The sequence below is a fragment of the Paraburkholderia sp. WS6 genome (assembly GCF_030464835.1).
Taxonomy (GTDB): domain Bacteria; phylum Pseudomonadota; class Gammaproteobacteria; order Burkholderiales; family Burkholderiaceae; genus Paraburkholderia; species Paraburkholderia madseniana.
This window is the reverse complement of sequence record NZ_JALQCK010000013.1, coordinates 82,198-102,203: the sequence shown is the minus strand read 5'-3', so window position 1 is coordinate 102,203 and position 20,006 is coordinate 82,198. Positions and strand designations below refer to the sequence as shown.

Annotated in this window: 20 protein-coding genes; 11 read left to right on the top strand and 9 right to left on the bottom strand. The window is 62.8% G+C overall.

The window, feature by feature from the left end; translation table 11 throughout:
* The first annotated feature begins 123 nt into the window (after nt 1-123).
* On the top strand, nt 124-939 hold the full coding sequence (gene pyrF, locus M0D64_RS17715) for an orotidine-5'-phosphate decarboxylase (RefSeq protein ID WP_266258685.1): 816 nt from the start codon (nt 124-126) through the stop codon (nt 937-939).
* A 16-nt stretch (nt 940-955) separates the two neighbouring features.
* On the opposite strand, the gene M0D64_RS17710 is transcribed toward pyrF, so the two are convergent.
* The 4 genes from M0D64_RS17710 to thiL all read right to left on the bottom strand — a co-directional run bounded on the left by M0D64_RS17710 (nt 956) and on the right by thiL (nt 3,666).
* Nucleotides 956-1,477, bottom strand: coding sequence for a cupin domain-containing protein (locus M0D64_RS17710; protein ID WP_266258684.1), 522 nt, complete (start codon nt 1,475-1,477; stop codon nt 956-958).
* Nucleotides 1,478-1,508: 31 nt separating this feature from the next.
* Nucleotides 1,509-2,009, bottom strand: coding sequence for a CinA family protein (locus M0D64_RS17705; RefSeq protein WP_154558107.1), 501 nt, complete (start codon nt 2,007-2,009; stop codon nt 1,509-1,511).
* A gap of 96 nt (nt 2,010-2,105) precedes the next feature.
* Complete coding sequence (locus M0D64_RS17700; protein ID WP_171926716.1) at nt 2,106-2,678, bottom strand: phosphatidylglycerophosphatase A; 573 nt, start codon at nt 2,676-2,678, stop codon at nt 2,106-2,108.
* On the bottom strand, nt 2,668-3,666 hold the full coding sequence (thiL, locus tag M0D64_RS17695) for a thiamine-phosphate kinase (protein WP_266258683.1): 999 nt from the start codon (nt 3,664-3,666) through the stop codon (nt 2,668-2,670). The genes M0D64_RS17700 and thiL overlap by 11 nt, the downstream gene beginning before the upstream one ends.
* Nucleotides 3,667-3,873: 207 nt before the next feature.
* Here thiL and M0D64_RS17690 point away from each other — a divergent pair, with 207 nt between their 5' ends.
* The 3 genes from M0D64_RS17690 (at nt 3,874) to M0D64_RS17680 (ending at nt 7,624) form a co-directional block, all read left to right on the top strand.
* On the top strand, nt 3,874-6,213 hold the full coding sequence (locus M0D64_RS17690; protein WP_266258682.1) for an NADP-dependent malic enzyme: 2,340 nt from the start codon (nt 3,874-3,876) through the stop codon (nt 6,211-6,213).
* Between the two features lie 417 nt (nt 6,214-6,630).
* Nucleotides 6,631-7,047 carry a ribonuclease gene (locus tag M0D64_RS17685; RefSeq protein ID WP_171926713.1) on the top strand — a complete coding sequence of 139 codons (417 nt, stop codon included), beginning with the start codon at nt 6,631-6,633 and terminating at the stop codon, nt 7,045-7,047.
* A 16-nt stretch (nt 7,048-7,063) separates the two neighbouring features.
* Nucleotides 7,064-7,624, top strand: coding sequence for a barstar family protein (locus M0D64_RS17680; protein WP_054034683.1), 561 nt, complete (start codon nt 7,064-7,066; stop codon nt 7,622-7,624).
* Nucleotides 7,625-7,724: 100 nt separating this feature from the next.
* Here M0D64_RS17680 and M0D64_RS17675 read toward each other — a convergent pair whose 3' ends face one another.
* The 3 genes from M0D64_RS17675 to speE all read right to left on the bottom strand — a co-directional run bounded on the left by M0D64_RS17675 (nt 7,725) and on the right by speE (nt 9,900).
* Entirely contained in the window at nt 7,725-8,465 is a 741-nt protein-coding gene (locus M0D64_RS17675) for a 16S rRNA (uracil(1498)-N(3))-methyltransferase (protein WP_266258681.1), read from the bottom strand.
* A 19-nt stretch (nt 8,466-8,484) separates the two neighbouring features.
* On the bottom strand, nt 8,485-8,898 hold the full coding sequence (locus tag M0D64_RS17670) for a glyoxalase/bleomycin resistance/extradiol dioxygenase family protein (RefSeq protein ID WP_054034519.1): 414 nt from the start codon (nt 8,896-8,898) through the stop codon (nt 8,485-8,487).
* A gap of 114 nt (nt 8,899-9,012) precedes the next feature.
* A complete protein-coding gene (gene speE, locus M0D64_RS17665; protein ID WP_266258680.1) occupies nt 9,013-9,900 on the bottom strand; it encodes a polyamine aminopropyltransferase in 888 nt (295 codons plus the stop codon).
* A 291-nt stretch (nt 9,901-10,191) separates the two neighbouring features.
* Here speE and tkt point away from each other — a divergent pair, with 291 nt between their 5' ends.
* Both tkt and gap read left to right on the top strand, forming a co-directional pair.
* Nucleotides 10,192-12,213 (top strand): transketolase, encoded by a 2,022-nt coding sequence (gene tkt / locus M0D64_RS17660; protein ID WP_266258679.1) that lies wholly within the window; start codon nt 10,192-10,194, stop codon nt 12,211-12,213.
* A gap of 96 nt (nt 12,214-12,309) precedes the next feature.
* The gene (gene gap, locus M0D64_RS17655; RefSeq protein WP_063497349.1) at nt 12,310-13,320 is read left to right on the top strand and encodes a type I glyceraldehyde-3-phosphate dehydrogenase; all 1,011 of its coding nucleotides are present in this window, start codon (nt 12,310-12,312) and stop codon (nt 13,318-13,320) included.
* Between the two features lie 88 nt (nt 13,321-13,408).
* On the opposite strand, the gene M0D64_RS17650 is transcribed toward gap, so the two are convergent.
* Entirely contained in the window at nt 13,409-14,101 is a 693-nt protein-coding gene (locus tag M0D64_RS17650) for a FadR/GntR family transcriptional regulator (RefSeq protein WP_266258678.1), read from the bottom strand.
* Nucleotides 14,102-14,328: 227 nt separating this feature from the next.
* Here M0D64_RS17650 and M0D64_RS17645 point away from each other — a divergent pair, with 227 nt between their 5' ends.
* The 3 genes from M0D64_RS17645 to M0D64_RS17635 all read left to right on the top strand — a co-directional run bounded on the left by M0D64_RS17645 (nt 14,329) and on the right by M0D64_RS17635 (nt 17,328).
* Nucleotides 14,329-15,657, top strand: coding sequence for a C4-dicarboxylate transporter DctA (locus M0D64_RS17645; RefSeq protein WP_266258677.1), 1,329 nt, complete (start codon nt 14,329-14,331; stop codon nt 15,655-15,657).
* 134 nt (nt 15,658-15,791) lie between these two features.
* Nucleotides 15,792-16,802 (top strand): allantoicase, encoded by a 1,011-nt coding sequence (gene alc / locus M0D64_RS17640; protein WP_266258676.1) that lies wholly within the window; start codon nt 15,792-15,794, stop codon nt 16,800-16,802.
* Between the two features lie 13 nt (nt 16,803-16,815).
* A complete protein-coding gene (locus M0D64_RS17635; protein WP_266258675.1) occupies nt 16,816-17,328 on the top strand; it encodes an ureidoglycolate lyase in 513 nt (170 codons plus the stop codon).
* Between the two features lie 241 nt (nt 17,329-17,569).
* Here the strand turns inward: M0D64_RS17635 and fur are convergent, their stop codons facing one another.
* Nucleotides 17,570-17,998 carry a ferric iron uptake transcriptional regulator gene (gene fur, locus M0D64_RS17630; protein WP_012434340.1) on the bottom strand — a complete coding sequence of 143 codons (429 nt, stop codon included), beginning with the start codon at nt 17,996-17,998 and terminating at the stop codon, nt 17,570-17,572.
* Between the two features lie 158 nt (nt 17,999-18,156).
* Between fur and bamE the strand changes: the two genes are divergently transcribed.
* Together bamE and dapB are read left to right on the top strand one after the other, a co-directional pair.
* A complete protein-coding gene (gene bamE / locus M0D64_RS17625; protein WP_266258734.1) occupies nt 18,157-18,996 on the top strand; it encodes an outer membrane protein assembly factor BamE in 840 nt (279 codons plus the stop codon).
* A gap of 203 nt (nt 18,997-19,199) precedes the next feature.
* Nucleotides 19,200-19,997, top strand: a complete 798-nt coding sequence (dapB, locus tag M0D64_RS17620) for a 4-hydroxy-tetrahydrodipicolinate reductase (protein WP_266258673.1) — start codon at nt 19,200-19,202, stop codon at nt 19,995-19,997.
* Nucleotides 19,998-20,006: the final 9 nt, after the last annotated feature.

The following is a 20,006-nucleotide window of genomic DNA, read 5'->3' as shown; positions in this document are numbered from 1 at the left end:
AGCGGTGCGGCGTACCCGTCGTCACGCCCCAGCCGGAGCCGGTGTGACGCGTGGCCGCGGCTTGCCGCGCAGGACAGGTAAAATACGCGCCTCTTCCGTTATCGGCTCGCCGCGAGACTCACCATGTCCAATTTCATCCAGACACTCAATGACGCCTGGCAGCGCACGAACTCGCTGCTGTGCGTCGGCCTCGATCCGGAGCCCAGCAAATTCCCGGGCGCGCTCGCGGGCCGTCCCGAAGCGATTTTCGACTTCTGCCGCACCATCGTCGATGCGACCGCGCCCTATGCGTCGTCGTTCAAGCCGCAGATCGCCTACTTCGCCGCTCATCGCGCGGAAGACCAACTTGAGCAGTTGATCGCGCACATTCATGCGAACCACCCGGGCTTGCCGGTGATTCTGGACGCGAAGCGCGGCGATATCGGCAGCACCGCCGAGCAGTACGCGCGTGAAGCCTTCGAGCGGTATCAGGCGGACGCGGTGACCGTGAATCCGTATATGGGTTTCGATTCGATCCAGCCGTATCTGGAGCACGAGGGCAAGGGCGTGATCGTGTTGTGCCGGACTTCGAACGCGGGTGGTTCAGACCTGCAGTTCCTGGAGACGGGCGGGCGTCCGCTGTATCAGGTCGTCGCGCAACTGGCGGCGGACAAGTGGAACGCGAGCGGCCAGTTGGCGCTCGTGGTTGGCGCGACGTTCCCGAAGGAAATCGAAGTGGTGCGTGGGATCGTCGGCGATATGCCGCTGCTGATTCCGGGCATCGGCGCGCAAGGCGGCGATGTTCAGGCGACGGTCAACGCCGGCCGGACGGCGAACGGCACGGGCATGCTGATCAACTCATCGCGGGCGATTATCTACGCCAGTAAGGACGACGATTTCGCCGAAGCCGCAGCTAAGGCCGCGATGGAAACGCGTGACCGGATCAATGCGTTTCGGTAATTGAGAGTGAGGCCAGTCAGGTACCTGGCCCCAGCCGCTCGATAAACGCCGCATGCTGCGGATGCCGCGCTTTCAGCGCCTCGACATCCGCCAGCTCAAACTCGCTGAACTCAAACCCCGGCGCGACCGTGCAGCCCACCAGCGCGAACGTCGCCGGGTCCGCGCATTCCGCGGCAAACCACAGCCCCGCGGGTACCACTGCCTGAAACACGGCATCCGAATGCGTCAGCGCATTGCCCAACGTGTGCGTAATCAACATGCCCGCTTCGTCGAGTACGTGGACTTTCAAAGGCTCGCCGGCATAAAAGTGCCAGACCTCATCGGACTTGATCCGATGCCACGCCGAATGCGCACCGTCGCAGAGCAGGTAGTAAATCGCGGTGGACGCCGAGCGCGTCTTCGTTGAACCATCATCGCGGCGCACGGACTCCGCGGACCGATACGTCTCGCTGAAAAATCCGCCTTCCGGATGCGGCTTCAGATCGAAGCGGCGGATCAACTCGTCTTTGGCTACGTGCGAAGTCGACATATCGGGCATCGTGGTGGCGCCTCAGATTTTGAACCGGACTTTAATGTTCGCGCTCGTCGAGCAGGGCCAGCACACCGCGCAACGCGTGCGCGGCGGCCTGCACGCGGATCTTCTCGCGGTCGCCCTTGAAGACCTTGGTTTCGACGGACGTATGCAGCCGATTGCTCCAGCCGAACGACACCATGCCGACCGGCTTGGTTTCCGTGCCGCCGCCCGGGCCGGCAACGCCGGTAATCGAGACAGACACCTGCGCGCGACTGTTGCGCAGCGCGCCCTCCGCCATCGCACGCGCCACCTGTTCGCTGACCGCGCCGTGCTTTTCGATCAGGTCGGTCGGCACGCCGATCATCTCGGACTTCGCCTGATTCGAATACGTGACGAAGCCGCGCTCGAACCAGCCGCTGCTGCCGGAAATATCGGTGATCGCAGTCGCCACCATGCCGCCTGTGCAGGATTCGGCGGTGACGAGCATCAGGCGCTCGTCGCGCAGGCGGTTGCTCACGCGAATCGCAAGCTGGTGAACCACGGAATCGGTAGGCATGGCGTCAATCCGGAAAACGGGGAACTGCTGCGGGAGGCAGTCGGCAGCCGGTGGCCGGCGGGCAAAGGCCGACCGGCACCAGCCGACGGGCAACGGTTAAACCGACATGCGCCAGAGCGCAATCACGAGCAACGTGAAGAACGCAGCGACCAGGTCGTCGAACATGATGCCAAAACCACCTTTAAGTCGGCGATCGAAATAACCGATGGGCGGCGGTTTAACCATGTCAAAGAAGCGGAATACGATGAACGCCCAGAGTTGCCCGGTCAGCGTGACCGGCGTGACCATCAGCAACACCAGCCAGAACGCGATGATTTCGTCCCAGACGACCGGCGACGGATCGTCGGTACCCAGCTTCTTGGCTGTAAAGCCGCAGATCGCAATGCCGCCGAAAAAGCCGGCGACGATCAGCACGCCCCATTCGACCACGGTCAGATAACGGCTCAGGACGGCGAACGAGGCCCATGCGAACAGGGTACCGACGGTGCCCGGTGCAACCGGCGACAAGCCGCTGCCAAAACCCAGCGACAGAATGTGCAGCGGATGCGACAGCATGAAGCGCGCGGTGGCGCGGCGTGGCTGAGGACGGGGCGCGCGCGGGCCGGACGCGTTGGGCTGCGGATGGCCGATCAGATCGTCGGCGGGGCCCAGCGGGGGATCAGTCTGCATGGAAATGGTCGAAGCCTTGCAACGTCAGAGTGAGCGGCGCGCCGGCGGCATCGCGCCAGCCGATCGCCGGGCGGTCGGCCGCCGTTTGAAGAGCGCTTATTGTACCGATGCGGGTGACCGGCACGGCGACCTCGCGGCCGGCTGCTTCGACCTTGGCGCGCGCTGCGGCCGGGGCGGTGAAGCACAGTTCGTAATCGTCGCCGCCGGCTAGCGTGCAACGTTGCTGGATCTCGGGCGAGAGGCGGCGTAGCGCGGCCGAACGCGGCACGGCGTCGACGTCGACTGTGGCCTGCATTTCCGAGCGTTCCAGGATGTGCAGCAAGTCGCCGGCGAGCCCGTCAGACAGATCGAGCGCTGCGCGCGCGATGCCCCGCAACGCGAGACCGAGGAAGATGCGCGGCTCGGGACGCTCGAGGGCGCGACGAAACGTCGCAGTGTCGCTGGCATCGGCAGACCACTCTCTGCGCTGGACGCCGAGACCCGCGCGCGCGTCGCCGAGCGTGCCGGAGATCCAGATATCGTCGCCCGGTTGCGCGGCGTCGCGGCGCAACGCAACCTGCGGCTGCACGCTGCCGAACACGGTGATGCACAGATTCAACGGGCCGCCGGTCGTGTCGCCGCCGATCAGATTGCAGCGGTAGCGCTCACCCAGCGCGAAGAGGCCATCGCTGAAAGCGGCGAGCCACGCTTCGTCGGCTTTGGGCAAGGAGAACGCCAGCGTGAACGCCAGCGGCTCTGCGCCCATCGCGGCCAGGTCCGACAGGTTCACCGCGAGCGCCTTGTGACCGAGCGCCTCGGGATCGATGTCGGGAAAGAAGTGGCGGCCTTCCACCAGCATGTCCGTCGATATCGCCAGCATTTCGCCGGGGCGCGGCGCGAGCAGGGCGCAGTCGTCGCCGATGCCGAGTTCGCCTTCAGCGGCACGGGATGACGCAGCGGCTGCGCGACGGGCGAAGAATCGATCGATCAGCGAAAACTCGGAGAGCATGGTGGCAATGGGTGAACGGATAAGTGCAACGAAAAGCCGCTAACGGCGCGCATTGTACGGAGATGTCCGCGGGTAAACACTCTATTCGCGCTCAACTCCGATTCGACTGGTGGTTGGCCCAAAGCGTGCCATGTCTGCCTTTCGCTATATTTCAGTCGCGGCAGTTGTACCCGTATTGAAGGAATTGAGCCGGCAATTGGGGCTACAATGCCGTCGAACATCTATTCTAATCCGCCCTTCGAAGCCCGCCTTATGTCGACTCCCGTCAATAGCAAACTCCGCGAAGCCGCTCTCGATTATCACGAGTTCCCGACCCCCGGGAAGATCGCGATCGCCCCGACCAAGCAGATGATCAACCAGCGCGACCTCGCGTTGGCGTACTCGCCGGGCGTCGCGTTCGCGTGTGAGGAAATCGTCGAAAACCCGCTGAACGCCGCCCGTTTCACCGCGCGCAGCAACCTGGTCGGCGTTGTCACGAACGGCACCGCGGTGCTGGGGCTCGGCAACATCGGGCCGCTCGCCTCGAAGCCGGTCATGGAAGGCAAGGCCGTGCTGTTCAAGAAGTTCGCCGGCATCGACGTGTTCGATATCGAGCTGAACGAGTCCGATCCGCACAAGCTGGTCGAGGTGATTGCCGCGCTCGAGCCGACCTTCGGCGGTATCAACCTCGAAGACATCAAGGCGCCGGACTGCTTCATCGTCGAGCGCGAATGCCGCAAGCGCATGAAGATTCCGGTCTTCCACGATGACCAGCACGGTACGGCCATCGTCGTCGCGGCAGCCATCTCCAACGGCTTGAAGGTCGTCGGCAAGGACATCAAGGAGGTCAAGCTGGTGTCGTCCGGCGCGGGTGCGGCGGCTCTGGCCTGTCTGGATCTGCTGGTCGACATCGGCCTGCCGCTCGAAAACATCACCGTCACCGACCTGGCCGGCGTGGTCTACAAGGGCCGCGTCGAACTGATGGACCCGGACAAGGAACGCTTCGCACGCGAAACCGACGCTCGCACGCTCGCTGAGGCGATCGGCGGCGCGGATATTTTCCTCGGCCTCTCGGCCGGCGGCGTGCTGAAGCAGGACATGGTCAAGCAGATGGCCGACAAGCCGCTGATTCTGGCGCTGGCCAACCCGACCCCGGAAATCCTGCCGGAACTGGCGCTCGAAGTGCGTCCGGACGCCGTGCTCTGCACGGGCCGCACGGACTACCCGAACCAGGTGAACAACGTGCTGGTGTTCCCGTTCCTGTTCCGCGGCGCGCTGGATGCGGGCGCGACGACGGTGACGCGTGAAATGGAGATCGCCGCGGTCAACGCGATCGCCGAACTGGCCCGCCAGGAGCAGAGCGATATCGTCGCGACTGCGTACGGCATCCAGGATCTTTCGTTTGGTCCGGAATACCTGATTCCGAAGCCGTTCGACCCGCGCCTGATCGTCAAGGTCGCGCCGGCGGTGGCGAAGGCCGCGATGGATTCGGGCGTCGCCGAGCGTCCGATCGAAGACATGGAAGCGTACGAACAGCATCTGCAGCAGTTCGTGTATCACAGCGGCACGACCATGAAGCCGATTTTCCAGTTGGCGCGTGGCGTCGAGCCGGAGAAGAAGCGCATCGTGTTTGCGGAAGGCGAAGAAGAGCGCGTGCTGCGCGCCATGCAGATCATCGTCGACGAAAAGCTCGCTAAGCCGATCCTGATCGGCCGTCCGGCGGTGATCGAACAACGCATCGCGCGTTACGGCCTGCGGCTGGTCGCGGGTCAGGACTACACGGTCGTGAACACCGACCACGACGAGCGTTACCGCGATTTCTGGCAGGAATATCACAAGATGATGTCCCGCAAGGGCATCACCGAGCAGATGGCGAAGCTCGAAATGCGCCGCCGCACCACGCTGATTGGCGCGATGATGGTGGAGAAGGGCGAGGCGGACGGCATGATCTGCGGCACGGTGTCCACCACGCATCGCCACCTGCACTTCATCGATCAGGTGATCGGCAAGAAGGACGGCGCGAAGGTCTATGCGGCGATGAATGCGCTGGTGTTGCCGAACCGCCAGATTTTCCTGGTCGACACGCACGTGAACGTCGATCCGACGCCGGAGCAGCTTGCTGAGATCACGATCATGGCAGCCGAGGAAGTGCGCCGCTTCGGTATCGAACCGAAGATCGCGCTGGTGTCGCATTCGAACTTCGGTTCGAGCAATGCGCCGACCGCCCAGAAAATGCGCGACACGCTGGCGATCCTGCGCGAGCGCGCACCCGACCTGCAAGTGGACGGCGAAATGCACGGCGACCTCGCGCTCGACGCGAATCTGCGCCGCGAAGTGCTGCCCGACTCGACGCTCGAAGGCGATGCAAATCTGCTGGTGCTGCCGAATATCGACGCGGCCAACATCTCGTACAACCTGCTGAAGACCGCCGCGGGCAACAACATCGCGATTGGTCCGATGCTGCTCGGCGCGGCCAAGCCGGTGCACGTGCTGACGGCCTCGGCCACGGTTCGCCGCATCGTCAACATGACGGCGCTGCTGGTTGCCGACGTAATCGCCTCCCGCTGATCCTTGATCCGGGAATGAAGCGTGGCGCCGCCTAATTGGGCGCCGCGCAAAAAAAAGGCGTGCCCGCAATGGGCACGCCTGCGGGTGAACAGGGGATAGCCACCCTAAAAAAGGCCGAATGAGACCATTCCGCCTTCGAGAGACTGCGGGAACCGCAAGGCTTTCATTAGAGGGAATGGGCCGCGCAATGGGCGCCCCGTGGGTTTGTGCGCGCCCCATTTGCTTCGTCAGGTTAATTTTAGCCTGCACAAGCTAAATATTCTGTCAAAAGTCGTCAAAGCCCGTTCCGTGGCTCTTTCCCACGCGATTGGAAGCTTTTGCCTGTCCGGCGAACGTTGATTCTGTGGGGTTTTAGCGATACCCTTACGACTTTCATGGTCGTCAAACTCGTGATCTAACAGCGGGGAACCTTGATTCATGGCACGCAAGTGGCTGCGCATTAAAGGCGTGCTGATCGGTGCTTTGACGCTCTGCGCTTTATTCGGCTCCGTGCCTGGCGCGTTTGCGCGCGACTACACGACATCTGCCGATACACAAGCTCAGGTGCAGGGCACTATTGCAGCGGCACAGTTGCCGCGCGAAGCGGTCAATACATTGAACTTGATTGCCGCGGGCGGGCCTTACCCGTATGAGAAGGACGGCATCGTATTCGGCAATCGCGAACGGTTGCTACCGCCGCATCGGCGCGGCTATTACCACGAATACACCGTTCCTACGCCTCGTTCACGAAACCGCGGGGCGCGTCGCATCGTCTGCGGAGGTCCGCTACAGCGGATCGACAACTGTTATTACTCGGACGACCATTACACCAGTTTTAATCGTATTGTTGAATGACATCGGGATGAACGGCATGAGCGACAACGTCTACGCGCACGACTCCGGAGTCGCGACGGATCTTTTCGCGGCCGGCGACGGCAATTTGTTCCAGCGCGTCATGCGGATGCGCGCCGGCGACCAGGGCCGGGATACCCAGAGCGAAGGCAGCACTGTGCTTGCATCGAATGAGGAGCCCATGAGTCTTTTCAAGACCGTACGACCGAACATCGTACAGTCGATCCGCGCGTTTCGCGTGCAGGATCTCGCTGACGAGGCCAATCAACTCGGCCAGCATTTTCTGTACGCGTACTGCGCGAACGCTCAGTCCAAACAGGAAGTGCTGGAGACCATTGCTACGTCGTTCCTGTTTCCGAAGCATTTCGGCAAGAATTACGACGCGCTCTACGATTGCCTGACCGATCTGGTCCATAAGGCAGGCGCGCAGCCCGGGTTCGTGATCGTGCTCGAGCAACTTCCGGTCGCGCAAAAGTTCGACAAGGAAGGGCGCGAGACGCTACTGGACGTGTTCCGCGAAGCGTCCGAGTTCTGGGCCGAGCGCAAGGTTGCGTTCCGCGTGTTTTATTCGTTTGCGTAAGGTAGGCCCGAGCACTTTGCCTGAATGGGGTGCCTGAGTACCGCTTACCGCTGCAAAAGAAAGAGAAAGGCCCGCCAATTGGCGGGCCTTTGCTTTTGGCTTACCAGCCGCCCCAGCGAGCTGCTAACGCCGAGAGCACTGCAATGCCGGCGGTTTCCGTGCGCAACACACGCGGACCGAGACCGACGGCGGTAAATCCGTGATCAGTCGCAGCGGCTTCTTCCGCCGCCGAAAAACCGCCTTCCGGGCCGACCAGCACGGTCACGCGCCCGAACGGCGGATTAACGGGCAGCGCCGAAAAGCTGATGCTGGCGCGCGGCGACAGCAGAATGCGCATTTCGCCTTCCTCAGGCGCGCGAGGCAGCGCGCCGAGCCACGTGGCGATTTCACGCACCGGCATCACTTCCGGCAGGCGATTGCGCCCGCACTGCTCGCACGACGCGCGCACGATGCCTTGCCAATGCACATGTCGCCGCTGCGCGCGGTCGCCGGAAAGACGCACGACGCTGCGCGTGGTGGTCAGCGGCACGAAACACGATGCCCCGAGTTCGACCGCCTTCTCGATGAGCCAGTCCATCTTGTCGCCGCCGGCGATGCCCTGCGCGAGCGTGAGGTGATACGGCGCTTCCACTTCGATATTGCGGAATTCGTGAATTCTCACCTTGGCTGAGCGGCGTTCGACTTCGACGAGTTCGGCGCTGTATTCGCCGCCTTCGCCGTTGAAAAGCACGATCGAGTCGCCGGGCTGCAAACGCAGCACGAGGATGTGGCGCGTGACGTCATCGGGCAACTGCATGATGTCGTCGGGCTTGAGGGGCGTACCGACGAAGAAGCGAGGCATCAGAAAAATACTCATTGGTTCAGGAAAGGTGGCGAGCGAGCGCCCAACGGTAGCCGTCCAGATCTTCGACCTGGGCAAACCGGTCGCCCCAGAATTGATCCTGTGGCTCGCTCAGCGATTTTGCGCCGGCGGCCAGCGCCCGCGTGTAAACCGCGTCGACATCGTCGACATAGACATAGAACGATTGCGGCGCGATCGCGCCCGCGCTTTTGGGTGTTTTCGCCGCCGAGCCGAACGCGCCTTCCGGCGCGAACATCACGATCAGCTGGCCTTGATAGGTCATCTCGACATGCATGACGACACCGTCGTCCTGGACGCTATCACGTACCTCGAAGCCGAATGCCGCTTCGAAGAACGCCGTGGCGGCACGTGCGTCGCGCACCGTCAGATAGGGGGTCAACCAGGGCACACCGGCTGGGCGGGAGGCGGTCATGGGGTTCTCCGGATCTTTTGGGGTTGCGGGATGCATGCTGCGAGGCCAGACGGGCGGTCGCGCATCGATACACCGATGGCGCGCGCCGACCGAACGGTGCATTCTGCCCACGCGTTAGCTTGATGGCTTTAAGAATTGACTTAGTTTATCGCGCACGGACCGGGATGCCGAGAACAGTCCGGCATGCTGGGCCGGGTCGTAGTGCTTCAACGAGTCGATTCGGCGCTCGGCAAAGCGCTCGGAGAGTGCTTCGACGGTGAGAGCGGTGGGGTCGAGCGTGTCGCTGGCAGTCGCCATCATCCAAAGCGAACCGTAGAGCGGGATGAAGGTGCTCATTGTGCGCACGATGGCGAAGGTGTCGCGCAGATCGTCGAGCAGGCCGGCGATGCGTTCCGCGTGGAAATAGGGAGAACCGAGATGCAGCGAGAGCGCGGCGGTTGGGCTCATGACGCGCTTGAGCCGCATGTAGAAGTCCGGGGTGTAGAGGCATGAGGCGGGCGAGTCCGGTGGCGTCAGGTCGAACACGACGAGATCGAATTGTGCTGTCGCTGGCGCCGATTGGACGGCCCCCGTGACGTAATGCGCGGCGTCGCCGATCACCAGTTCGACGCGCGGATCGTCGAAAGCGCCGCCGTGCACCTCAGGCAGATACTCGCGGGTCAGGCGCACGACGTCGGCATCCAGCTCAGCCACCACGATCCGCTCGATGCCCGGATGCTTCAGCAATTGCCGCGCGGCGCCACCATCGCCGCCGCCCAGCACCAGCGCTGCTTTCGGCGATGAATGCGCCAGCGCGGCCGGGTGCACCATGCATTCGTGGTAGATGAATTCGTCGCCGGTGGAGGTCATCGGGCGGCCGTCGAGCGCAAACAGCCGGCCGAGCTGCGGCGTGTCCCATACCTCGATCCGCTGGTAGGGCGAATCGACGCGCGCAAGCCGCCGCGCGTTCGGAAATCCGTAGACGGCGTCGGCGGTGGGGTGGAACAGCAAGGGAGCGCTCACGGATGACGGGCTCCGTTGGGAGCGCGGTGGGTTGGTGTCGCTCAATTGTAAAGGCGCAAGCGTGGCGCGGGCCTAGCCCGCATGCAGAGCCGGCGCAGAACCAGGCCGCCAGGCGGCTTTGCGCGAGGGGTGCCGGCTAACGTTCTGTTAGAATGTCACGCTTTCAGCCTTGTCCGTTTGCTCTGCCCGTTTCGCGTCTCCTGGCGCCGCACCGTGCGCCGAAGTGGACTGGCATTCGAGCATCCGGGCCTCAAGCGCGCACCGCCTTCTGACTCTGTCTCCGGACTCGACATGACGACCCCGTCTCCCGCACACACTTCCCTGATGGCCAACGCAATCCGCGCGTTGTCCATGGACGCCGTTCAAAAAGCGAATTCCGGCCACCCCGGCATGCCGATGGGCATGGCCGAAATCGGCGTGGCTTTATGGTCGCGCCATCTGCGTCATAACCCGAAGAACCCGCAATGGGCCGATCGCGACCGTTTCGTGCTGTCGAACGGCCACGGCTCGATGCTGCTGTACTCGCTGCTGCATCTGACCGGCTACGACCTGCCGATGGAAGAGCTGAAGAACTTCCGTCAGATGCATTCGAAAACGGCGGGCCACCCGGAATACGGCATCACGCCGGGCGTCGAGACCACCACCGGCCCGCTCGGCCAGGGTCTGGCCAACGCAGTCGGCATGGCGCTCGCCGAATCGCTGCTTGCCACCGAATTCAACAAGTCTGACGCGAAGATCGTCGACCACCATACGTATGTGTTCGTTGGCGACGGCTGCCTGATGGAAGGCATCTCGCATGAAGCCTGCTCGCTCGCGGGCGTGCTGAAGCTGAACAAGCTGATCGCGTTCTACGACGACAACGGCATCTCGATCGACGGCGAAGTGGTCCACTGGTTCCACGACGACACGCCGAAGCGCTTCGAAGCGTACGGCTGGAACGTGATCCCGAACGTGGTCGGCCATGACGTCGACGCGGTCGACGCCGCGATCAAGCAAGCCAAGCAATCGGACAAGCCGACGCTGATCTGCTGCAAGACCGTGATCGGCGAAGGCGCGCCGACCAAGTCCGGCAGCCACGATTCGCACGGCTCGCCGCTCGGCGACAAGGAAATCGCGGCCACGCGCGAAGCAATCGGCTGGAAGTGGGAGCCGTTCGTGATCCCGCAGGAAGTCTATGCAGCATGGGATGCAACAGAAGCTGGCGCACGCAACGAATCCGACTGGAACAAGGCGTTTGCAGCGTACGCAGCCAAATACCCGCAGGAAGCCGCTGAATTCAAGCGCCGCGACGCGAAGCAATTGCCCGCCGACTGGAAGGAAAAGGCGAAGGCGATCATCGCCGGCGCGAACGAACGCAAGGAAACTGTCGCGACGCGTAAGGCATCGCAACAGGCTATCGAAGGTTTGTCGGCCGTGTTGCCGGAACTGCTTGGCGGTTCCGCCGACCTGACCGGTTCGAACCTGACCAACTGGAAGGCCGCCAAGCCGGTGCGTGTGAACGCCGAAGGCAAGGCTGCCGGCAACTACGTGAACTACGGCGTGCGCGAATTCGGCATGAGCGCCGCGATCAACGGTATCGCGCTGCATGGCGGCTTCAAGGCCTTCGGCGGCACGTTTCTGACGTTCTCGGACTACAGCCGCAACGCGCTGCGCGTCGCCGCGTTGATGAAGTCGCCGTCGATTTTCGTGTTCACGCACGACTCGATCGGTCTGGGCGAAGACGGTCCGACCCATCAGTCGATCGAACACGTCGCAAGCCTGCGTCTGATCCCGAATCTGCAAGTGTGGCGCCCGGCCGATACGGTCGAAACGGCGGTGGCCTGGACCCACGCGGTCGAGCATCATGGCCCGTCGTGCCTGATCTTCAGCCGTCAGAACCTGCCGTTCTCGGAGCGTACTGACGCGCAGATCGCCAACATCGAGAAGGGTGGTTACGTGCTGCGCGACTGGAACGACGAGATCGTCGCGCGCAAGGTCATCCTGATCGCCACCGGTTCCGAAGTCGAACTGGCGTTGAACGCGGTTGAGCCGCTGGCTCGCGAAGGCATCGCGGCACGTGTCGTGTCGATGCCGTCGACAACGGTGTTCGACAAGCAGGACGCCGAGTACCGTGAACGCGTGCTGCCGAAGGGCGTGCGCCGCGTCGCGATCGAAGCGGGTGTCACGGATTTCTGGCGCAAGTACGTGGGTCTGGAAGGCGGCGTGGTCGGCATCGACACGTTCGGCGAATCGGCCCCGGCTGGCGTGCTGTTCAAGCATTTCGGCTTCACCGTCGAGCACGTGGTAGAGACGGCTAAAGCCGCACTCGGCTGACCTTCGGTAAGCGCAGCCGCGTGTACCCCACGCGCGGTTGCGCCGTAAGGACAGACGAACATGGAAGATTTTTTTTCAGCCATCAGGAGATAGACCATGACGATTCGCGTCGCAATCAACGGCTACGGCCGGATCGGCCGCAACACGCTGCGCGCCTTCTATGAAAACGGCAAGAAGCACGATATCGAAATCGTCGCCATCAACGATCTTGGCGATGCCAAGACCAACGCTCACCTGACGCAATACGACACCGCGCACGGCAAGTTCCCGGGCGAAGTGTCGGTGGACGGCGACTACCTGGTCGTCAACGGCGACAAGATCCGCGTGCTGGCTAACCGCAACCCGGCAGAACTGCCGTGGGGCGAGCTGAACGTCGACGTCGTGATGGAATGCACGGGCTTTTTCACGACCAAGGAAAAGGCCAGCGCGCACATCAAGGGCGGCGCAAAGAAGGTCATCATCTCGGCGCCGGGCGGTAAGGACGTCGACGCAACGATCGTCTACGGTGTGAACCACAATGTCCTGAAGGCATCGGACACGGTGATCTCGAACGCATCGTGCACGACCAACTGCCTGGCACCGCTCGTCAAGCCGCTGAACGACAAGATCGGCCTGGTGAACGGTCTGATGACCACGATCCACGCGTACACGAACGACCAGGTTCTGACGGACGTGTACCACGAAGACCTGCGCCGCGCGCGCTCGGCCACGCACAGCCAGATCCCGACGAAGACCGGTGCTGCATCGGCAGTCGGCCTCGTGCTGCCGGAACTGAACGGCAAGCTGGACGGCTACGCGATTCGCGTCCCGACGATCAACGTATCGGTCGTCGACCTGTCGTTCATCGCCGCGCGCGACACGACGGTCGAAGAAGTCAACGCGATCATGAAGGAAGCGTCGGAAGGCTCGTTGAAGGGCATCCTCGGTTACAACGACGCACCGCTGGTCTCGATCGACTTCAACCACAACCCGGCTTCGTCGACGTTCGACGCAACGCTGACCAAGGTGTCGGGCCGTCTGGTGAAGGTGTCGAGCTGGTACGACAACGAGTGGGGCTTCTCGAACCGCATGCTGGACACGGCTGTGGCGCTGGCCAACGCGAAGTAAGCTGGTGTTCTAGCTTCGTGTGTTTCTGCTGCTGGCCGTGGGCCGGTGGGAGGGCAACTGCAAAAAACCGCTCCTCGGAGCGGTTTTTTTACGCCTGCGGCGTGGGGAAATAAACGCCGGCGCGCTGCGCGGCGTTCGAGATATGCGTTTCGATCGCCATACCGGCCGCCGCTGAATCACGCGCCTTAAGCGCGTCGAGAATCGCCCGATGCTCGGTGTACGTGGACAGCACTAACTCGCGCCGATAAAACGGCATCCGCTGGCTTTCCTTCATTATCTCCGCGGCGCTGCTCAGAATCGATTCGATCGCCGCGTTGCCGGCAATGCTCACGATGCGCATGTGGAAGTCGTAGTCGAGGCGAGCGGCTTCGTCGAGTTCGTCGCAGGCGAGCGCGGTCTGCATGGCCGCGATGTTGTCTTCGAACCAGGCGAGGTCGGAATCGGTGACAGCCAGCGCCGCCATGCGCGCGATAAAGCCTTCCAGTGCGAAACGCATCTGGTACGTATCCGGCAGCGACGACTGCTCCGCGAAGCGCCACGGTTGCGCAGCGGCGGCCTGCGCGCTTTCCACATAAACGCCCTTACCGGGACGGATCATCAGCAGACCGAGCGCTTCGAGCGTCGAGAGCGCCTCGCGCAACGATGCGCGGCTGATCGCCAGTTCCTCGGAGAGCTGACGCTGCGCCGGCAGCAAACTGCCCACCGGATAGACGCCCACTTCGATCCGTTCGCGGATGGTCGCGATGGCGGCATCGGTGACGGTGTGCGGAACGTTTTTCATCGTGGCTCACTTGGGTTCGCGGTCTGACCAGCATTGTAATACGCGTTCTGAACGCTCGTACGACGGGCCGTTTAACGTGCGCAATCCGGCCCCGGAACAGCAAAAAAATAGCGGGTAAACGCTATTTAATGAATCCTTGACGCCAGTATATCGGCTTCCTACTATTCGAGATAACAGAACTGGTCGGACCAGTCTGAACAGATGTGAATCGCAACCAGGAGGAAGCCGTGTTGAAATTCTTCAATTCGCTGTTTGGCCGGGTCGTCATAGCGTTGGTCGCGGGCATCGTGATTGGCGCCGTGTTCCCGCATTTCGCCCAATCGCTGCGCCCGCTCGGCGACGGCTTTCTCAAGCTGATCAAGATGGTGATCGGCCCGATCGTTTTCTGCGTCGTGGTGAGCGGCATGGCGCATGCCGGCGATCTGCGTAAGGTCGGCCGCGTCGGCCTGAAAGCGGTGATCTACTTCGAGGTCATGACGACGATTGCGCTCGTGATCGGCGCGGTGCTGGCCTACGCAACGAGGCCTGGTGTCGGCATGAATATCAATCTGCATTCGCTTGATCCTGCTTCGCTGTCGACCTATACCGAGCACGCGAAAAGCCTCAAAGACACGGCCGGCTTCCTGCTGAAAATCATTCCCGATACGGCGATCAATGCTTTCGCCACCGGCGACATCCTGCAAATCCTCGTGTTTTCGGTGCTGTTCGGCTCGGCGCTGTCGCTGTTGGGCAACAAGGCGCAGCGCGTCAGCAGCCTGATCGACGAGCTTTCGCAGGTGTTTTTCCGCGTGATGGGATTCATCATCAAGCTCGCGCCGCTCGGCGTGCTCGGCGCGATCGCGTTCACGACCGGCACCTACGGCGTCGAGTCGCTCAAGCAACTCGGCATGCTGGTGCTGGTGTTCTACGCGAGCTGCTTCGTGTTCGTGGTGGTTGTGCTGGGCGTGGTGATGCGTCTGGCCGGCTTCAGCATCTTCAAGCTGATCCGCTATCTTCGCGAGGAGCTTTCGATCGTGCTGGGTACAGCCTCTTCAGATGCCGTGCTGCCGCAGATCATGCGCAAGCTCGAATGGATGGGCGTCAAGGATTCGACCGTCGGGCTGGTCATTCCGACCGGCTACTCCTTCAATCTGGACGGCTTCTCCATCTATCTGACGCTTGCGGTGATTTTCATCGCGCAGGCCACCAATACGCCGCTGTCCATCCATGACTTGATCGTGGTGGTGCTGGTGTCGCTGGTGACGTCGAAGGGCGCGCACGGCATTCCTGGCTCGGCCATCGTGATTCTGGCCGCGACGCTGTCCGCGATTCCGGCGATCCCCGTGCTCGGCCTCGTGCTGATTCTGCCGGTCGACTGGTTCGTCGGCATTGCCCGTGCGTTGACCAACCTGATCGGCAATTGCGTGGCGACGGTGGTGGTCGCCGTGTGGGAAAACGATATCGACCGGGCGCGCGCCCATCGCGTGTTGAACCGTGACGCAGCGCTGCGCTACGTACCCGCAGGCGAAGATGTAGGCGCCGAGCCGGCCGCCGGCGAACACGCACCGGCCGTTTGAAAAAGCACAACCACAGTTGCACTGTGGCCAGATTCATCGCTATTCAACCGCGCGCCAACGCAGCGCGCGTTCTGACCCGGCGGATGCGCTGACTCCGCCGCCTCTTCCTCACTTTTCGTTGCCTGACAGAGACTATGGCTAATCCGATCCTCGACCCCAACGCCCCCGCTTTCACCCGTCGCTACATGAACCTCGCCGACCCGCGTCTGGGCGCGCAGGCGCTCCACGCGAGCGACGAATTTTTCGCCCCGAAAGAACGCATGCTCGAGCCGCAACCGGCAGTGTTCATTCCCGGCAAGTACGATGACCACGGCAAATGGATGGACGGTTGGGAAACGCGCCGTAAGCGCACCACCGGCCACGACTATTGCGTGATCCGGCTCGCGCGGCCGGGCGTCGTGTACGGCGTTGATCTGGACACGAGCCACTTTACCGGCAACTTCCCGCCGGCCGCGTCGATCGACGCGTGCTACGTGGACGGCGACGTTCCGCCCGACAACGCCGACTGGCAAACGCTCGTGGCGGCCACCACGCTGCAGGGCAATCATCACCATTACGTCGAAGTGAACGACGCCCGCGCGTTCACCCATCTGCGCGTGAATCTGTATCCGGACGGCGGTCTCGCGCGTCTGCGCGTGTATGGCCAGCCGAAGCGGGACTGGGAGCGCGTCGAGCGCGGCACGCTGCTGGATCTCGCCGCGATCGAAAACGGCGCGTACCTTGTCGCCGCGAACAACCAGCATTTCGGGCCGGCCTCGCAGATGCTGATGCCGGGCCGCGGCGTCAATATGGGCGACGGCTGGGAAACGCGACGCCGTCGCGAGCCGGGCAACGACTGGGCGATCGTCGCGCTTGCGCGGCCGGGCGTGATTCGCAAGATCGAAGTCGATACCGCGCACTTCAAGGGCAATTATCCCGATCGCTGTTCGCTGCAGGCGGCCTCGGTGACGGGTGGGACGGACGATTCGCTCGTCACGCAGGCGATGTTCTGGCCGGTGCTGCTCGGCGAACAGAAGCTGCAGATGGACCTTGTGCACACGTTCGCGGACGACATCGCCTCTCTCGGCCCGGTGACGCACGTGCGTTTCAATATCTTCCCGGACGGCGGCGTATCGCGTCTGCGCCTGTGGGGCGAGATCGCATAACGGAGTTGCGTCGATGAAAACCTTGCATGTGGAACGTCTGACGCGCGCGGCCTTCGCGCCGTTCGGCGACGTCATCGAACTGGACGGCGCGCGCCATTTCCCGATCAACGGCGGCACGACCGAGCGCTATCACGACCTCGCGAACGTCGACGTGACGGAGCACGGCGGCCGGCCGCTGATCAACCTGTTTCGGGCGCAACCGCGGGCGCTGCCGATCGAAATCACGATGATGGAGCGGCATCCGCTGGGCAGCCAGGCTTTCATTCCCTTAACGGCGCGCCGCTATCTGGTGGTCGTCGCGCCGGCGGGCGAGTTCGAACCGGCGCGGATGCAAGCGTTCTGGAGCGATGGCTGGCAGGGCGTGAACTATGCGATGGGAGTCTGGCACCATCCGCTGCTCGCGCTCGAGCAGGTGAGCGATTTTGTGGTGATGGATCGAGGCGGCGAGCAGCCTAACTGCGATGAATTGTCATTGGCCGAGCCGTGGCGGCTGTCGTTCGAAGCGAGCATCGAGCTGGCGGAATAGGCTGGGGTCAGGGAGCGCCGAGTCGCCTTGAGAAGCAGGATTCGGCGATCGCTGAGTTGCTGGAATAGGCTGGAATCGCAACGCGGCGGCAATGCTGTACAAGCAAAGCGGCGCTAGCGTCCCCGCGCGGCCACAGCGCCGCACACGCAAAAAAACCCGGCCGATTTTTCGTCGACCGGGTTTTTTCTTTGCCCGCCGAACCGCGCACCCCCGACGCGGCCGGCATCGCACTCATTCAACCTCAATGCTTGCGATGCGGGCAATTCTCCTTGGTACACGCGCCGTACAGCGCCAGCGCATGTTCCTGCAGCTTGAAGCCGCGTTCCTTCGCGATGGATTGCTGGCGGCTTTCGATCTCGGAGTCGAAAAACTCTTCGACGAGCCCGCAATCGAGGCAGACGAGGTGGTCGTGATGCGACCCTTCGTTCAATTCGAACACCGCTTTGCCGGATTCGAAATTGCTGCGCGACAGCAGGCCGGCCTGCTCGAACTGCGTCAGCACCCGATACACGGTTGCGAGACCGATATCGAGTTCTTCGTGCAGCAGGTTGCGGTAGACGTCTTCTGCAGTCAGATGACGCACTGGGCTATGCTGGAAAATCTCAAGGATTTTGAGGCGCGGAAGGGTCGCCTTGAGCCCGATATTCTTGAGATCGGTTGGATTGGTCATGACAAGGGATCCCTAGAGTACAATGCTGGGCTCTCATAGTAATGTGTTTTTGCCGTTCTGGTCATCTTCGATGGAATGAAACTCGCGCGGCTCGTCAGCGGGCCCGCACGGTGAGTGAAATGATTTCAAAATCTCAATTGATCTACCGGGGGAGCCGCATGCGGGGTACCTTGATCGCTGTTGCGACTGTCGCGGTTCTTGCCGGATGTTCCACCTACGACAGCTTGACGCAGCGCGTTGCCCAAAGCATTACCCCGTACCGTATTACGGTGGTGCAAGGCAATTTCGTCTCGCAAGAAGCGGCTGCACAGATGCAGGTCGGTATGTCGCGCGCCCAGGTGAAGCAGTTGCTCGGCACGCCCTTGCTGACTGACATGTTCCACGCGGACCGCTGGGACTACGTGTTCTATTTCAAGCGCGGCTCGACTAACGTCGTGCAGCAGCGCGACTTCGTGATCATGTTCGCGGGCGACCGTGTCGCCAGCTGGTCGGGTGGCGAAGATCTGCCGTCCAACCTCGAGTTGCTGGCTGAAATCGACGGCGACAAGTCCGGCAAGAAGAAGGCAGCCGTGCCGAATGTGGCAAGTGCTGCGACTGGCGCCAGCTCGCCGGTGGCTGCTGCGCCGGCTGCCGTGGACACCACGAGTTCGCCGTCCGTCGACGCCGCCGCGGCAGCAGCGGCTGTGCCGTCAACGGACGCCAACGCCGAAGCCGCGCAGGCCGCGAATCGGCTGACCAATGCGGTGCAATCGCCGTCGGGCAAAACGCAGTCGTCGGTGCGCTCCACCGCGCCGACCGCCAACGGCGGCGGTATTCCGCAGCAAGGCCCCACGGCCGCCGGGCAGCCGCAGTTCCAGTTCCACCGTCCGCCGCCGCCGCAGGTTCCGGGCACGCAGGACAATCCGGTGGGACCGACGGGCCCGCAAAGCAGCAATGGCGGCCCGACGCATAACGCGCCGTTGACGTCTTCTTCGTCCACTGTGGGAACGGGCGGCTAGGCACGCTGTCCTTCTCTTGGGACGGTTAAGACGGGCGCTGCGTCGGAATGTACCGTGCGCAGCGCCCGTCAGCCGTTCTGCCGTACCTGTACTGGTCGTCTGCTGGTCCTGTATGTGCGGCGCCCGGGTGTGCTGCCCGCCGCCGCTATTGCCCGCATTTGACGGGTTTTGCCGCGTTTTACCCCTTTCGAACCCTCGTAGCCATGAAAATTGCCATTGCTGGCGCATCGGGCCGTATGGGCCGGATGCTCATCGAAACCGTCCTCAATGATTCCGGCGCCACGCTGTCCGGTGCGCTCGACCGTGCGGGCTCCCCGCAACTCGGTCAGGACGCCGGTGCGTTTCTCGGCAAACAGACGGGCGTGCTGCTGACGGACGACGTCGAGCGCGTGTTCGCGGAATCCGACTACCTGATCGACTTCACGCGTCCCGAAGGCACGCTGATGCATCTGGAAGCCGCGCAGCGCCACAACGTCAAAATGGTGATTGGCACGACCGGTTTCGACAACGAACAGAAAGCGCAACTGCGCGCCGCGGCGGACAAGATCGCCATCATGTTCTCGTCGAACATGAGCGTGGGCGTCAATGTCACGCTGAAGCTGCTCGAATACGCCGCGAAGCATTTCGCGACCGGCTACGACATCGAAATCATCGAGGCCCATCACCGCCACAAGGTCGACGCGCCGTCCGGCACCGCGCTGACGATGGGCGAAGTGATCGCCAACGCGCTCGGCCGCAATCTCGACGAATGCGCGGTCTACAGCCGCGAAGGCGTGACCGGCGAACGGGATCCGTCCACGATCGGTTTTTCGGCAATTCGCGGCGGTGATATCGTCGGCGACCATACGGTGCTGTTTGCCGGCATCGGCGAGCGTATCGAAATCACGCACAAATCGGCGAGCCGCCTGTCGTATGCGCAAGGCGCGCTTCGTGCTGTACGTTTCCTCGAAAGCCACGAGACGGGCTTTTTCGACATGCAGGACGTGCTCGGCCTGCGTTGAGCAGCCAGG

Coding starts and splice junctions, on each gene's coding strand:
- pyrF (WP_266258685.1), top strand. CDS start 124: ATGTCCAATTTCATCCAGACACTCAATGACGCCTGGCAGCGCACGAAC.
- M0D64_RS17710 (WP_266258684.1), bottom strand. CDS start 1,477: ATGCCCGATATGTCGACTTCGCACGTAGCCAAAGACGAGTTGATCCGC.
- M0D64_RS17705 (WP_154558107.1), bottom strand. CDS start 2,009: ATGCCTACCGATTCCGTGGTTCACCAGCTTGCGATTCGCGTGAGCAAC.
- M0D64_RS17700 (WP_171926716.1), bottom strand. CDS start 2,678: ATGCAGACTGATCCCCCGCTGGGCCCCGCCGACGATCTGATCGGCCAT.
- thiL (WP_266258683.1), bottom strand. CDS start 3,666: ATGCTCTCCGAGTTTTCGCTGATCGATCGATTCTTCGCCCGTCGCGCA.
- M0D64_RS17690 (WP_266258682.1), top strand. CDS start 3,874: ATGCCGTCGAACATCTATTCTAATCCGCCCTTCGAAGCCCGCCTTATG.
- M0D64_RS17685 (WP_171926713.1), top strand. CDS start 6,631: ATGGCACGCAAGTGGCTGCGCATTAAAGGCGTGCTGATCGGTGCTTTG.
- M0D64_RS17680 (WP_054034683.1), top strand. CDS start 7,064: ATGAGCGACAACGTCTACGCGCACGACTCCGGAGTCGCGACGGATCTT.
- M0D64_RS17675 (WP_266258681.1), bottom strand. CDS start 8,465: ATGCCTCGCTTCTTCGTCGGTACGCCCCTCAAGCCCGACGACATCATG.
- M0D64_RS17670 (WP_054034519.1), bottom strand. CDS start 8,898: ATGACCGCCTCCCGCCCAGCCGGTGTGCCCTGGTTGACCCCCTATCTG.
- tkt (WP_266258679.1), top strand. CDS start 10,192: ATGACGACCCCGTCTCCCGCACACACTTCCCTGATGGCCAACGCAATC.
- gap (WP_063497349.1), top strand. CDS start 12,310: ATGACGATTCGCGTCGCAATCAACGGCTACGGCCGGATCGGCCGCAAC.
- M0D64_RS17650 (WP_266258678.1), bottom strand. CDS start 14,101: ATGAAAAACGTTCCGCACACCGTCACCGATGCCGCCATCGCGACCATC.
- alc (WP_266258676.1), top strand. CDS start 15,792: ATGGCTAATCCGATCCTCGACCCCAACGCCCCCGCTTTCACCCGTCGC.
- M0D64_RS17635 (WP_266258675.1), top strand. CDS start 16,816: ATGAAAACCTTGCATGTGGAACGTCTGACGCGCGCGGCCTTCGCGCCG.
- fur (WP_012434340.1), bottom strand. CDS start 17,998: ATGACCAATCCAACCGATCTCAAGAATATCGGGCTCAAGGCGACCCTT.
- bamE (WP_266258734.1), top strand. CDS start 18,157: ATGCGGGGTACCTTGATCGCTGTTGCGACTGTCGCGGTTCTTGCCGGA.
- dapB (WP_266258673.1), top strand. CDS start 19,200: ATGAAAATTGCCATTGCTGGCGCATCGGGCCGTATGGGCCGGATGCTC.